Raw genomic sequence first — 14,211 nt, forward strand, 5'->3', positions numbered from 1 at the left:
ATGTTGAAACGTTCCTTTTTTAGTGACCTCTATAAATATTGTAGTTTAGCTACTTTTAAATTCACTTTTTTTCTTATTTTGGGAGTCAGCATATTTTTTACAATTCAAAATATTCAGGTGATAAATGCCTTAGTAGAAGGAAATGGCCAAGCAGTTAACCTTGATCCGTCTATGTTATCATCGAATCCAGTCTATACAGTCAGGGATGCTCTCTTATCCTCCCCCTACCAAGCAAGTGTTATTTTCTTGCCAATCTTGGTTTCACTTGTTTATTCAACCCATTACCAATATGGTGATGATAATTTTACTCAGTTATTGATTCCTAACTGGAAAGTTCGTCTTACTGGGTTTATTGCAAGTTCGATTGTCTTATCGTTACTTTCTACTTTAGTAATTTCTATAGTAAATGCTGTTATCTTACTCATTTTTCTAGATTCAACTTTAAAGAATTATTTAGAATTGACTTTGTTTATAGATGTCACGGTAAGAGTTATGATATTTTCAATCGTTCTTACTTTATTAGCTTTACTTTTCGTAATAGTAACGAAAAAATCAATGACTTCATTAATTGCAGATGTTTTATTATTGGTAATCAGTTTATCAGGTATTCTAAGAGGTATTTCCTCTAAAATAGAAAATCTATTGCCTTTGATTGGAGCAAAGTCATTTGCTTTTGGACGAATTGAAGGGACTCAAATGAGCCAATTGTATGGTTTTACACTTTTAATAGTAGAAGGGATCTTGTTCTTGGTGTTCATAATGGTTGTAGAAAAGATTCGAATGGGGAGGAAGAATGGCAAAAGTATTTTTCAGTCTTATCGTCAAAAAATATAGTTTAAAACCCGTGAAGTACCAGATAACCATACAGTCATTTTTGATAGGTTTTGTGTGTCTCTTAAGTATTTTACCAGTTGCAATCAATGGTACAATTGTAGAATTATCTTTAAAGCAAGCTCTTGTTTTTGCATCAATGCTCTCTGTTGGTATTGGGAGTGTTAATGCATTTGTAGAGTTACAATCACACGAAACAAAACTAGTTTATTTGGTAAGTGGAAAAAGGATCTTAAGTTCAATTCGGATCCTGTTTGTAGAGTTATGTGATGTACTAGTACAATCAACAATATATTTCATTGTACTGCTTGTATGGTTTCATTTTTTTAGTAGCAAAAATGGTGTCAGTTTAGAAATCTTCAGTTTCTATTTGATTGGCTCCATCCAATACTTTTTGATTTCTTACTTCTTAAGTTATTTTTTCAAAAGTCCAATGGGGAGTTTAGCTATTTTGCTGCTATTTCCTATTTTGGTACAACCATTCATAGAAAGAGTAGTGGAACCATTGACTAGTTATCTATTTTATAATATTGTTGCGGATACCATATTAGGTAGTGCTTCCAATTTGCAACTCTGTATTTACGTTTTTGGACTTGTAAGTTCACTTGGAGCAACTCTCTACCTCTTGGTAAGGTATCAAGAAGTTAAGTAGTAAATTGATTTCGTAAAAATTATACCGATCAGCAAACCTTGCTAATTTTGTAAATCAATGACATTAATGTTTATTACGTTTTTCATAGTTTTAGAATAAAAGACAAGACTTTCGAAGTAATTGCGAGAGTCTTGTTTAGTTACCATGCTAATGCGTGTCCAATTAATTATTTTGTAACATGTTGTCTTCCCTCTTCATTCCTCATCTCAGAGAATTCTAGTGATTTATGGTAAAATAAGGTCTATATATGTGAGGACAAAGAGATGATTAATCGAGTAACTGATAACAAATTTAAACTTGTATCCAAATACCAACCGTCTGGGGATCAACCGCAGGCCATTGAACAGTTGGTGGATAATATCGAGGGTGGAGAAAAGGCCCAAATCTTAATGGGGGCGACTGGTACAGGGAAAACCTACACCATGAGCCAGGTCATTGCCCAAGTTAATAAGCCAACCTTGGTCATTGCCCACAATAAGACACTAGCAGGCCAGCTCTATGGGGAGTTCAAGGAATTTTTCCCAGAGAATGCGGTCGAGTATTTTGTTTCCTACTATGATTACTACCAGCCAGAAGCCTATGTGCCATCGAGCGATACCTACATCGAAAAGGATAGCTCGGTCAACGATGAGATTGACAAGCTTCGTCACTCCGCAACCTCAGCATTGTTAGAGCGTAACGATGTCATCGTTGTCGCATCTGTTTCATGTATTTACGGTTTGGGTTCGCCTAAGGAATATGCCGATAGCGTGGTGAGTCTGCGTCCAGGTCTGGAGATTTCTCGTGATAAACTGCTCAATGACTTAGTGGATATCCAGTTTGAGCGCAATGACATCGACTTTCAACGGGGCAAATTCCGTGTTCGGGGGGATGTGGTCGAGATTTTCCCAGCTTCGCGTGATGAGCATGCCTTTCGCGTTGAGTTTTTCGGGGACGAGATTGATCGCATCCGTGAGGTTGAAGCTCTGACTGGTCAAGTCCTTGGTGAAGTGGACCACTTGGCAATTTTCCCAGCTACCCACTTCGTGACCAATGACGACCATATGGAAGTGGCCATTGCCAAGATTCAAGCGGAACTTGAAGAGCAGTTAAAGGTCTTTGAAAAAGAAGGCAAGTTGCTGGAAGCTCAACGCTTGAAACAACGGACGGAGTATGATATTGAAATGCTACGGGAGATGGGCTACACCAATGGGGTCGAAAACTACTCTCGTCATATGGATGGCCGGAGTGAAGGAGAGCCTCCCTACACCCTTCTTGACTTCTTCCCAGAAGATTTCCTCATTATGATTGATGAAAGTCACATGACCATGGGACAGATCAAGGGCATGTACAATGGAGACCGCTCGCGCAAGGAAATGCTAGTCAACTATGGTTTCCGTTTGCCATCTGCCTTGGACAACCGACCACTTCGTCGGGAGGAGTTTGAAAGCCATGTCCACCAGATTGTTTATGTGTCTGCGACACCGGGTGATTATGAGATGGAACAAACCGATACCATCATCGAGCAGATCATTCGTCCGACCGGTCTTCTCGATCCTGAGGTGGAAGTTCGCCCTACCATGGGACAAATGGACGATCTCTTGGGTGAGATCAATGCGCGTGTAGAACGTGGTGAGCGGACCTTTGTCACCACCTTGACCAAGAAGATGGCTGAAGACTTGACCGACTATTTCAAGGAAATGGGGGTCAAGGTCAAATACATGCACTCGGATATTAAGACCTTGGAGCGGACGGAGATTATTCGAGATTTGCGTTTGGGTGTCTTTGATGTCTTGGTCGGAATCAACCTCCTTCGGGAAGGGATTGACGTACCGGAAGTGAGTCTAGTTGCCATTCTCGACGCGGATAAGGAAGGTTTCCTCCGTAACGAACGGGGGCTGATCCAGACCATTGGTCGTGCTGCTCGTAATAGCGAGGGTCACGTCATCATGTATGCGGACACCATGACCCAGTCTATGCAAAAAGCCATCGATGAAACAGCCCGTCGTCGTCAGATTCAAATGGCCTATAATGAAGAGCATGGCATTGTGCCACAAACCATTAAGAAGGAAATCCGTGACCTGATCTCTGTTACCAAGGCGGTGGCCAAGGAAGAGGACAAGGAAGTGGATATCACTAGTCTCAACCGCCAAGAGCGCAAGGAACTGGTCAAGAAACTGCAAGGACAAATGCAAGAAGCCGTCGAAGTGCTTGACTTTGAACTTGCTGCCCAGATTCGTGATATGATGTTGGAAGTGAAGGCGTTGGATTGAGGGATAAATATGATCGATTTAAGAAAACTAATTGAAGAAAATTTGGTGTCTTTGTGGGAAATTGCTTATTCACAATCTAATCCAATTTGGAAGCAGTATGATGCTCCCTATTATGATGACTATCAGCATTTTCCTAATTTTCAAGAATTTAAACTACAAAAATCAGAATCCACTCTAAACAACTCAAATCGCCTTGGTATTTTTGTTGATGATAAACTAGTTGGGACTGTTTCGCGCTACTGGGTATGTAAAGAAACAAGATGGATGGAATTGGGAATTTGTATTTATGATAACAAATTTTGGAACTCTGGAATTGGAAAAGCTGCTATGCTACAGTGGATAGATCGGACATTTCAGGATTACTTGGAGTTGGAGCATCTTGGTTTGACAACTTGGTCTGGAAATTTTGGTATGATGAAATTGGCTGAAAAATTAAGAATGAAAAAAGAAGCTCATATTCCAAAAGTTCGTTATTATCAAGGTGTTTATTATGATAGTATTAAATACGGTATTTTGAGAGAAGAATGGGAGGAAGCAAATGGTCATCACTGTCAAACAGATGGAAACTCCTGAAGAGATAGAAGGAAAATCTCTCGTTCATTGGCAAACGTGGAGAGAGGCTTATGACGATATTTTACCCGAGGAATTTCAGGAGACGATGACATTAGATAGATGTCGTTTCTTTAGTCAAAAGTATCCAGAAAATACCTTGATTGCGATGGATGAAAAGAAGGTCGTTGGATTTATCAGCTATGGAAATTTTCGTGATGAGGCCATTCAAGCTGGTGAAATCATTGCCTTATATGTTTTAAAAGATTACTATGGAAAAGGTGTGAGTAAACAGTTAATGCATGCTGCATTTGTTGCTCTTGATCAATTCTCTGAAATTTATTTATGGGTATTGAAAGAGAATAAGCGAGCAATTTCTTTCTATCAAAAAATGGGTTTTACTTTTGATGGCCAAGAAAAAATACTTAAACTTGGAAAACCTGTTAAGGAATTGCGGATGATGTGTTCTTCAAATAAAAATTCCTAAAGGACGTATCTATCAATCTTTGAACCATTATCATTTAATCAAGTAAAAATATAAAAGAGATAGAATGAACCAAAGAGATGAAGGAGAAGACGAATGAAATTTTTAGTCATCAATGGGCATCCTGATAAGGAAAGTTACTGTCAGGCTATTTTTCAAACTATTGTCGAAACTATTGACTCAAATCGCCACGAGCTTAAAGTGATCAGTCTCAATGAAGAAGATTTTGATCCTGTCCTTCGCTATGGCTATCGAAAGCGGATGGAGGAAGATCCCTTTATTCTTCGTTCTCAAGAATGGATCCAGTGGGCGGATCACCTGATCTTTGTCTATCCCATCTGGTGGAGCAGTATGCCGAGCCTTATGAAAGGCTGGATCGATCGGGTCTTTACACCGGGCATTGCCTACTCGGCCAATGATCAGGGAAGTTTTATCTGGAATTACCTCAGAGGCAAGCAATTCAAGAAGTTGCTCAAAGGGAAAACAGCTAGTATTTATGCGACTTCGATGGCGCCTACTTGGTGGTACAAGATCTTTTCAGGCCCTCTCAACATTCCTGATAGTTATGGTATCTCTGTTTTGAAAAATGCCGTCTTGAACCACTGTGGGATTAAAACCAAGCGTGTCTGCATCTTGGGTGAAGTCGGACGAGATGTGAACACCGCTAGCATGCGGGAACAGCATCTTCAAAAGGTAGCAGCAGAAGTCAAGAAACTTTGATCAGAGACAGGAGACTACTGATAAGTTAGTGTCTTTAGTTGTATTTTGATTGGCTTTTGGTTAAACTATTAAAATAATCTATAAAACATAGGAATGATTCAATATGCTACTTTTTATCTATATGATCTATGTCATTTATTCACTATCAAAAATGAAAAATGAAGGCAAAAGAGTCTCAATTTTCACTAAGTTGATTGTTTACGGCTTATTGATACTCTCTTTGTTTATGCTCTATTTCAGTTTTTTGTCATTTTTATTTAGTCCGTTACCATTTTTTGGCTTTCTAGCTGCTTTTGCTATTGGTGGTATGATGCTATCTCTGAAAATAGTCATTGCCCTTCTTTTGCTTCTATTATCACTCAGCCTATTCTTAGATAGTAAAAATAGTGAACCGGATACGCCTCTGATTGATCATTGGCTACGGTTAGCAGTCCATATTCTGTTGATTATTATTTAAGGGGAGCACGCTATTCGTTTTATCTTAAACTCAAACCAATGTTTACATAGCAGAGGTCAATGATGGGAAAGCATTTGAATCTGTTTAGGATACTGTATCTAATTCTTTTACTTTTTGTTTTTGTTAACTTTGTATTAGGTTACTATGGCTATGCCTTTACTCCTCTCTTGTGGAATCCTTGGTTATATCTAGGAGCTGTGATAGTTTTTTGTCATATCTGGTATCGCTTTTATCGAACTCACGCAGTCAATTGGAAGAATGTAGTGGGGCTACTGTTTAGTTTCTTTGCTAGCCTGATCCTAGTATTATTCATTGTGTTTTTCTTTAGTTTTGATGGTCATGGTTCGGTAACGATTCACTCGGAGTATTATTTAAAAGAGAATTCAATTGTCTTTCAGAGAGGTTCCCTTTTAGATGCCTTCGATGAATACCATGAGCTAGTAAATCCCTTTGTCATGAAAAAAGAAATACAGAAAAAAGTGTATATTGATGAATGAATTACATCATAGAAAGGAACTTTATGTCACGTACAACGCCTACTATACTGTGCAATCTTTGCATGGTCGAAGATCTTGAAAATGGGAAGGTGGTCCTCCAATACCGCTCACCTGAAAAGACTCACTGGGCTGGCTATGCTTTTCCAGGTGGCCATATTGAAGAAGGAGAAAGCATTGTAGAATCCGTCATTCGTGAAATCTACGAAGAGACAGGACTTACAATTACAAATCCAAAACTGGTTGCAGTCAAAGACTGGCCACAAGATGAGGGCGGCCGCTATATCGTCTTTTGCTACAAGGCGACAGAATTCACCGGCCAGCTAAGATCGTCTGAAGAAGGAGAAGTTTCTTGGGTTGAGAAGGACCAATTAAAAAAGTTGGACTTGTCCTACGACATGCTTCCTCTGCTAGAAGTGATGGAGGATCCAGACTTATCCGAGTACTACTATCGTAAACGGACAGATGATGGTTGGGAAAAATTTCGCTATTAAAGAGTTAGGTAACACTAGCTCTTTTCTTATTCTTGTAAGAAGTGGAAAAAAATAGTATGATGGAAGAGTTTAGGAATACCTTATATAGAGGGAAGAGGTTTTAACATGAAGGATTTTCACTTTGATGCCATTGCTGCATTTGAAAATTACGAGATCAAAACCATGAGAGATGGCCATGTTGTTGTGACAACCAAGGTCGTTGAATCATCACTTAATTATTATGGAAACGCGCACGGTGGCTATCTCTTTACCTTGTGTGACCAGATCAGTGGCTTGGTCGTTATTTCACAGGGAGTAGATGGTGTGACCTTGCAGTCTTCCATCAATTATTTGAAAGCAGGGCGCCTAGGAGATGTCCTAACGATTCACGGGGAATGTGTCCACAGTGGGCGGACAACTCGGGTTGTCGATGTCGATATTACCAATCAGGAAGGTGCCAATGTCTGTAAGGCCACCTTTACCATGTTTGTAACGGGAGAAAGAGATGAATCAGCAAAAGTACGCATTTAAAAACTATATCTTTGATTTTTATGGAACCTTGGTCGATATCGAAACCGATGAGTCGAGTCCAGTCTTGTGGGAGACCATGGCCCAAATCTATCAGTCCTATGGTGCTCATTATACAGGGGAAAGTTTGCAAGTCCGCTATAAGGAGTTGGTGCAGCAAGCTGAGCAAAGTATCGCTAAGGAAAAACAGGTCACTTATCCGGAGATTGACTTGACCGTTATTTTCGTTCAACTCTATCTAGAGAGTCATCCAACAGGAGCCAGTGTTCATCATCTTAAAGAGTGGGGACGCTTGATTGCTCGGACCTTCCGTGTCCTCTCTCGCAAACGTTTGGAGCTTTATCCTCACACGAAAGAAGTCTTAGAAGACATGAAAGCTGCAGGGTGTCGGATCTATCTCTTATCCAATGCGCAAGCGGACTTTACCAACCCAGAAATTGATCTGGTTGGCTTGAGAGAGATTTTCCACGACATTTATCTGTCGTCTGATGCAGGGATTCGCAAACCTCAGCGCGAATTTCTCATGAAAGTCATCAAAGAACACCAGTTGAATCCTGATAAAACAGTCATGGTAGGGAATGACTTCACTACAGATGTGGCTGTAGCGAAAAGCATCGGCATGCAAAGTATCTTGATCAATACCTTCCCCTACTCGGACGAAGAATTACAGAATAGGAGCCAAGCAGGCGTGCGCGTGATTCGAGACATTCAGGAATTGCAAGAGGATTAAAGGTTACCATCAATTTTAGGAGGCCAAGTTGTCTCTTCTTTTATTGAAAATGCTACAGTTAAACAGAATTTGTCAAAATTTCCCTTTCATGGTATACTATGGGAGTTAATTTTGCTAAGGAGATTGAAATGAATAACTTACCAAACTGTCCAAAATGTAATTCGGAATATGTCTATGAAGATGGTGCCCTCTTGGTCTGTCCAGAGTGTGCTTATGAATGGAACCCGGCTGAAGTCGTAGAAGAAGGTGTTGTAGCCATCGACGCGAATGGAAATAAATTGGCTGATGGCGATACTGTCACCTTGATCAAAGACTTGAAAGTGAAGGGTGCACCAAAAGATTTGAAACAAGGAACGCGCGTGAAAAACATCCGTATCGTCGAAGGCGACCACAACATCGATTGTAAGATTGATGGATTTGGCGCAATGAAACTTAAATCAGAATTTGTGAAGAAGATCTAAAGAAAAGAAGAAATAGTTCTATATAAAGTATACAAATTAATAGAGTTGTTTAAGTTTATAAGGAACTTTCCGCTGTGAGAAAAGTACTTGAAACAGTATTGTTTCAAGTACTCGGGAGTTTTGAAACTTTGGGTTCAAAACTAAGTCATGGAACTTCGAAGAAGTTCGCTGACGTCCGTCTTCACTTAAGGAAAGTTCCTGATTAAACTGAAGGGCCTAAACCCTTTTCTTTTGGGAGAATACTATGAAATTCAAACTATTGTTTAGCTATCGTTTTCTATTGTTTATCTTGAGTGTGATCGGCGTTTATCTGCAACTGACCAAGCATGGTGGCTTTGGGATGATGCTCTATTACACCATTTTGTCCAACATGTTGGTCATGTTCTTTATGGGGGACATGGTCTGGCGCATGCTTCGTGGTCGTTCGACCCAGACTCAGGGCTATCTTCGCTTAAAGGGCGGTGTCACCATGTCTATTATGATCACCTGTGTCATCTACCACTTTATGCTAGCACCCATCGCGACACCTGAGAAGTTTTACCGCTTGGAAAACTTCCTCTGTCACTACATTGTTCCTTTGATGTTCTTCTTTGACACCCTGGTGATTGATAAACCGAAACAATACCGTAAGTCAGATCCATTGGCTTGGACCGTGCTTCCCGTACTCTATATGGTCTTTGCTCTTCTCAACGGTTTGGTTCTTAAGTGGCCAGTTCCAGGGGCAAAAGACAGTCCTTTCCCTTATTTCTTTATCAATGTCAATCGTTTTGGTTGGTTATATGTGGTTAAGATGGCGACCATCATTTTTGTCGCTTATTTACTAGCTGGATGTGGCTTGTTTGCCTTGAAGAAGATTGGGAAAAAAGGAACAGATCATCATTAAATAAAAGATTTGTGGATGTAAATCCGAACATTCGTAGAAAATAATGAGTTTTTTCTTGCATCCCACTATAAACTGTGATATAGTATGGATAATTAAATAGTCCTTTAATCCTGTCCCGTGAGGCAGGCAAGGAGTCTGATCAAAATAAGGGGTGAACTAGATGCGTTCTAGGTCTTATCTCTTGATATTTTTCTGAAGCCTCCTTGAAAAGGGAGGCTTTTTTCTGTCAATTAGGAGGAAAAGATGAAGATCAAAGAAGTCGTTGATGATTTGACCATGAAGCGAGCGATTACACGCATCACTTATGAAATCATTGAACGGAATAAGGATCTGAGCCAAATTGTTTTGGTAGGGATCAAAACTCGTGGCGTTTTCATTGCCAATCGCATCAAAGAAAGGTTAGCACAGCTAGAACAAATAGAAGTTCCAGTCTGTGAATTGGATACCAAGCCTTTCCGTGATGATATCAAAGTAACAGAAGATTCAACCGTTTTACCAGTAGATATTACTGGCAAAGATGTCATCCTGATTGATGATGTCCTTTATACAGGTCGGACCATTCGAGCAGCCATCGATAATCTTGTCAGTCGTGGACGTCCATCGCGTGTCAGTCTGGCAGTCCTAGTGGATCGTGGTCATAGAGAATTACCGATCCGACCAGATTATGTTGGAAAGAACATTCCAACAAGTCGATCAGAGGAAATCATTGTCGAGATGACTGAGCTGGATGGTCAAGATCGCATCTTGATCGAGGTGAGTGAATAAGGTAGTTTTCAAATCGTCGCTATATACAGGAGTGACTGAGGAAGCTTCCTGTATTGTTTTCACATATGCATATCTTTGGAATGGAGTTACAACATGTCTACAAATCAAATCGCACTTAAAAACCTTGTCTCAATGGAAGCTTTATCAAACGAAGAAGTTATGGCCTTGATTAAGCGTGGGATTGAGTTTAAAAATGGAGCAAAAGCTCATTATGATGAGCAACATATCGTGGCTAACCTCTTCTTTGAGTCATCAACACGTACTCACAAAGCATTTGAAGTGGCTGAGTTGAAATTAGGTTGTGACCTCCTTGACTTTGATGTGAAAACGAGCTCTGTAAACAAGGGTGAAACTCTGTACGATACCATTTTGACCATGTCAGCTCTCGGAGTTGATATCTGCGTCATCCGTCACCCAGAAGTAGACTACTACAAGCAATTGATTGAAAGTCCAACTATCACAGCCTCTATTGTCAACGGGGGAGATGGATCTGGTCAACACCCAAGCCAAAGTTTACTAGACTTGATGACCATCTATCAAGAGTTTGGTCACTTTGATGGACTTAAGGTTTGTATCGCTGGTGACTTGGATCACTCACGAGTGGCAAAATCAAATATGCAAATCTTGAAACGCTTGGGAGCAACTCTTTACTTTGCGGGTCCAGACGAATGGAGAAGTGCAGAGTTTGAAGAATACGGAACCTTTGTGACGATTGATGAAGTGATCGAAGAGGTCGATGTCATGATGTTCCTCCGTGTGCAACACGAGCGTCATGATTATGAGTCTCTCTTCTCAAAAGAGAACTACCATCGTTTGCATGGCTTGACACAAGAACGCTATGATCGTATGAAAGACACAGCCATCTTGATGCACCCAGCTCCAGTAAACCGTGATGTAGAGATTGCTGACCACTTGGTAGAAGCTCCTAAATCACGCATCGTGGAACAAATGACCAATGGTGTCTTTGTCCGCATGGCTATTATCGAAGCGGTTTTAGCTGGACGTAAATAATATGTAAAAAAGAAAGGAGAAGTGAGAGAGTCTACAAAAAGGTGGTCTTTTCTCACTTTTCTTTTTGGAGTTTGTAAGGAGAATTTATGGTAAAACGTCTCTTAGTGTTAGAAGATGGGACGGTTTTTGAAGGAACTGGTTTTGGAGCTGATACCTATGTCAGTGGGGAATTGGTCTTAAATTCTGCCATGACGGGTTATCAGGAGTTGATTACCGACCAGTCCTATAAGGGGCAAATATTAGCCTTTACTTTTCCAGTTATCGGTACAACTGGGATAAACCGAGATGATTATGAATCTATTTTTCCTGGGTGTCTAGCAGTGGTAGTGCACCAATTAGCGAGTCATCCCAGTAATTGGCGCAAACAGTTATCCTTAGATGCTTACCTGAAAAAACACAATATTCCAGGAATCCAAGGAGTCGATACTCGAAAGCTGGCTAAAATTGTCACTGAACATGGAAGTATGAAGGCTACAGTGGTCAATGAAGGGGATGCGATTGAGCATATCTTAGACCAGCTCCGGGCAACCGTCTTACCTTTTGATCAAGTCCGCCAGGTGTCGACCAAAACCCCCTATGCTGCACCAGGGTTTGGTAAGAGTATCGTCTTGATCGACTTGGGCTTACGGCATTCCGTTTTGCGTCAATTGATTGCACGAGGTTGTAACGTCACGGTCGTTCCTTATTCAGTTAAATTGAAGGAATTAAAGGATTTGCAGCCAGATGGCATCATTCTATCCAGTGGTCCAGGGAATCCTCATCATATCGATGGTATTTGCCAGGTCATTGCTAAAATCGATCCTCATATTCCGATCATGGGAATCGGCTTAGGGGCAGAATTGCTGGCCCTTGCCCATGGAGGAAGCCTCACCAAACTAAAAAGCCCTCATCGAGGACTTAACATTCCTGTAAAAGAGGTGGCTACTGGAAAAGTCGAAATCACTAGCCAGAATCACCAGTACAACATCGAACGCAATACTCTTCCACGAGATTTTCTGATCACCCATGAGGAGCTTCATGATCACTCTATCGAGGCCTTTCGTCACCGCTATCTTCCCTTGATCGGTGTTCTCTACCATATTGAGTCCAGCCCAGGACCAAGGGAAAGTCTCTATTTCTATGACGAATTTATGGATCTGATTGAAAGTAAATTAGACGAAAGAAGGGAGGAGTTATGGTCATGAATCAAGTAACGCTTTTGTGTGCAGAATCCTTCAATGATGTCAGTTTGCTTGGAGCACTCACGTCTTGTCCCTTATTAAAAGAACGTGGCTACCAGACAGAAATCCTCTATTGTGGAGACGAGAACGACGTCACCAAAGAAGCAGGAGACGCTGTTTCGGTTATTCGTTTAAAGTTGGACAGTCTCAAAGAAGCCCTTCTAGCGACGAAAACAAAAAATTTACTGCTGTCATTTGCGGATAAGCAAGTCCTTGGTCTTTTATTCCGATTGGAAGAAATTGGGTTTCTCAAGGAACACAAAATCCGTATTCTAGGAACTTCGCTTAGGCAGTACCGTACCTTTTACCACCAGGCAGACCAAAAGTCATTTCTACAGGACTTAGGTTATCAAGTTCCTTCCTCATCCTTGGTTTCGACAGTGCGAGAGGCTATTGAGTTCTCAGAGCAGATCCAATTCCCTATTGTTGTTTGGCCACTTGCCAGCAAGCATGGGCAAGGTCGTCGGATTGCTAATAACTTGGATGATTTATGTGATGCTGTCGAAAAAGGACTAGAAGTATCGCCACAGGCTCAGTGTTTGTTGGAGCTCTCAACGGTTGGTTTCAAGGAGTTGGAATACATCGTCGTCCGAGATCGTCAGGATAATTATTATCTTGCGGGAAACATTGAGAGTATCGACCCGGTGGGGATCCATTCCAGTGATTCTTATCAAGTCATCCCAAGTCTGACGTTGACAGATACCGAGCATCAGACCTTGAGAGAGGCAGCTTTGTCTATTGTCCGGCACTTGAGACTGGTTGGAGCGACATCCATCAAGTTTGCGCTAGATCCAAAGAGTTACCAATTCTATATTCTTGAGGTCAATCCTTTTGCTTCGGATTCCTTCTCGACCATGTCCATGGCCTTAGGTTATTCGATTTACTACCAGGCCTTATGCTTAAAATTAGGCGACCACCTTTTGGACCTTCCTCATCCTACGATGAAGGGTCTTACAGCCCTGTTTGAACCCACTCTAGATCGTATTTTCTTTAAACTACCCGTCTTTCCAATGGAAAAGGTGACAAAAGTTCTCAATACACAAATTCATTCAGTTGGTGCAATTCATGGTTTTGGTAGTAGTTTGGAAGAAGCCTATCAGCAAGCTGTTGAAAATTTCGGTTCGAATCAATGGCCTAAGCATATTCTAAAAGAGATTTCGGACGATGAACTCATCCAACGGATCGCCAAACGAATGCCATATCGCTTTTCATCTATCTTAGAAGCTTTTCATCGAGGCTTCGAAAGGGAAGAAGTGAGTGACCTGAGTCGAATGGATCCGTTCTATCTCCAGTTTTTATATAATCTTTACTTGTATGAGCGACAAGAGAAGGAGCAACTATGTCCTGAGCTAAAATTACGTTCTTTGGATTTAACAGCTGGATTCGGTCAAGTTGGCGAAAGGTTTTCTTACTATACTTCTATCTGTGGCGAGAATGAGGCACCAGATTGGAGTCAATGGAGCTTATTGGTTGATCGAAGCGCTCCAGAAGATTCAAGCCAGATTCTTAGACTGATAGATCGCTTGAAGAAGGAGCATGAAAAAGGAAGAAAAGTAGCCCTTCTGACCCATCGTCCTTTTGTAGGACATGCGGCAGATACTTGCTTGCGAATCCCTCTTTCAATTTATGAGACTTACCAAGACAAGATTAACAGCCAGTTTGGTCAGGTAGAATATTTGGATGAATAGAAAAAGAGCTTCG

General features: G+C 40.9%; 17 protein-coding genes. All 17 read left to right on the forward strand.

The window, feature by feature from the left end; all coding sequences use genetic code 11:
* The 17 genes from I2C87_RS02635 to I2C87_RS02715 all read left to right on the forward strand — a co-directional run bounded on the left by I2C87_RS02635 (position 1) and on the right by I2C87_RS02715 (position 14,198).
* Positions 1-834, forward strand: coding sequence for a hypothetical protein (locus I2C87_RS02635; RefSeq protein ID WP_195323871.1), 834 nt, complete (start codon positions 1-3; stop codon positions 832-834).
* Complete coding sequence (locus I2C87_RS02640) at positions 794-1,483, forward strand: hypothetical protein (protein ID WP_195323872.1); 690 nt, start codon at positions 794-796, stop codon at positions 1,481-1,483. The genes I2C87_RS02635 and I2C87_RS02640 overlap by 41 nt, the downstream gene beginning before the upstream one ends.
* A gap of 263 nt (positions 1,484-1,746) precedes the next feature.
* Positions 1,747-3,735 (forward strand): excinuclease ABC subunit UvrB, encoded by a 1,989-nt coding sequence (gene uvrB, locus I2C87_RS02645; RefSeq protein WP_195323873.1) that lies wholly within the window; start codon positions 1,747-1,749, stop codon positions 3,733-3,735.
* Between the two features lie 9 nt (positions 3,736-3,744).
* The gene (locus I2C87_RS02650; RefSeq protein ID WP_031575099.1) at positions 3,745-4,308 is read left to right on the forward strand and encodes a GNAT family N-acetyltransferase; all 564 of its coding nucleotides are present in this window, start codon (positions 3,745-3,747) and stop codon (positions 4,306-4,308) included.
* Positions 4,274-4,771: a GNAT family N-acetyltransferase gene (locus I2C87_RS02655; protein WP_195323874.1), complete on the forward strand. Its 498-nt coding sequence runs from the start codon at positions 4,274-4,276 to the stop codon at positions 4,769-4,771. The genes I2C87_RS02650 and I2C87_RS02655 overlap by 35 nt, the downstream gene beginning before the upstream one ends.
* A gap of 93 nt (positions 4,772-4,864) precedes the next feature.
* Complete coding sequence (locus I2C87_RS02660; RefSeq protein WP_195323875.1) at positions 4,865-5,488, forward strand: NAD(P)H-dependent oxidoreductase; 624 nt, start codon at positions 4,865-4,867, stop codon at positions 5,486-5,488.
* A 103-nt stretch (positions 5,489-5,591) separates the two neighbouring features.
* The gene (locus I2C87_RS02665; protein WP_195323876.1) at positions 5,592-5,945 is read left to right on the forward strand and encodes a diacylglyceryl transferase; all 354 of its coding nucleotides are present in this window, start codon (positions 5,592-5,594) and stop codon (positions 5,943-5,945) included.
* A 59-nt stretch (positions 5,946-6,004) separates the two neighbouring features.
* A complete protein-coding gene (locus I2C87_RS02670; protein WP_126404316.1) occupies positions 6,005-6,442 on the forward strand; it encodes a hypothetical protein in 438 nt (145 codons plus the stop codon).
* 23 nt (positions 6,443-6,465) lie between these two features.
* The gene (locus I2C87_RS02675) at positions 6,466-6,933 is read left to right on the forward strand and encodes an 8-oxo-dGTP diphosphatase (protein WP_195323877.1); all 468 of its coding nucleotides are present in this window, start codon (positions 6,466-6,468) and stop codon (positions 6,931-6,933) included.
* Positions 6,934-7,038: 105 nt separating this feature from the next.
* Positions 7,039-7,443 carry a PaaI family thioesterase gene (locus I2C87_RS02680; RefSeq protein ID WP_048716141.1) on the forward strand — a complete coding sequence of 135 codons (405 nt, stop codon included), beginning with the start codon at positions 7,039-7,041 and terminating at the stop codon, positions 7,441-7,443.
* Complete coding sequence (locus I2C87_RS02685; protein WP_195323878.1) at positions 7,418-8,170, forward strand: HAD family hydrolase; 753 nt, start codon at positions 7,418-7,420, stop codon at positions 8,168-8,170. The genes I2C87_RS02680 and I2C87_RS02685 overlap by 26 nt, the downstream gene beginning before the upstream one ends.
* Positions 8,171-8,298: 128 nt before the next feature.
* Positions 8,299-8,631: a zinc ribbon domain-containing protein YjdM gene (locus I2C87_RS02690; RefSeq protein WP_023023370.1), complete on the forward strand. Its 333-nt coding sequence runs from the start codon at positions 8,299-8,301 to the stop codon at positions 8,629-8,631.
* A gap of 244 nt (positions 8,632-8,875) precedes the next feature.
* Positions 8,876-9,514, forward strand: coding sequence for a Pr6Pr family membrane protein (locus I2C87_RS02695; RefSeq protein WP_125336084.1), 639 nt, complete (start codon positions 8,876-8,878; stop codon positions 9,512-9,514).
* Between the two features lie 243 nt (positions 9,515-9,757).
* Positions 9,758-10,279: a bifunctional pyr operon transcriptional regulator/uracil phosphoribosyltransferase PyrR gene (pyrR, locus tag I2C87_RS02700; protein WP_006596278.1), complete on the forward strand. Its 522-nt coding sequence runs from the start codon at positions 9,758-9,760 to the stop codon at positions 10,277-10,279.
* A 93-nt stretch (positions 10,280-10,372) separates the two neighbouring features.
* Positions 10,373-11,290, forward strand: a complete 918-nt coding sequence (locus I2C87_RS02705; RefSeq protein ID WP_048690641.1) for an aspartate carbamoyltransferase catalytic subunit — start codon at positions 10,373-10,375, stop codon at positions 11,288-11,290.
* 86 nt (positions 11,291-11,376) lie between these two features.
* A complete protein-coding gene (locus I2C87_RS02710) occupies positions 11,377-12,474 on the forward strand; it encodes a carbamoyl phosphate synthase small subunit (protein ID WP_195323879.1) in 1,098 nt (365 codons plus the stop codon).
* Positions 12,471-14,198, forward strand: a complete 1,728-nt coding sequence (locus tag I2C87_RS02715; RefSeq protein ID WP_229046119.1) for an ATP-grasp domain-containing protein — start codon at positions 12,471-12,473, stop codon at positions 14,196-14,198. The genes I2C87_RS02710 and I2C87_RS02715 overlap by 4 nt, the downstream gene beginning before the upstream one ends.
* Positions 14,199-14,211: the final 13 nt, after the last annotated feature.

The organism is Streptococcus sp. 1001283B150225_161107_H12, from assembly GCF_015552665.1.
Taxonomy (GTDB): domain Bacteria; phylum Bacillota; class Bacilli; order Lactobacillales; family Streptococcaceae; genus Streptococcus.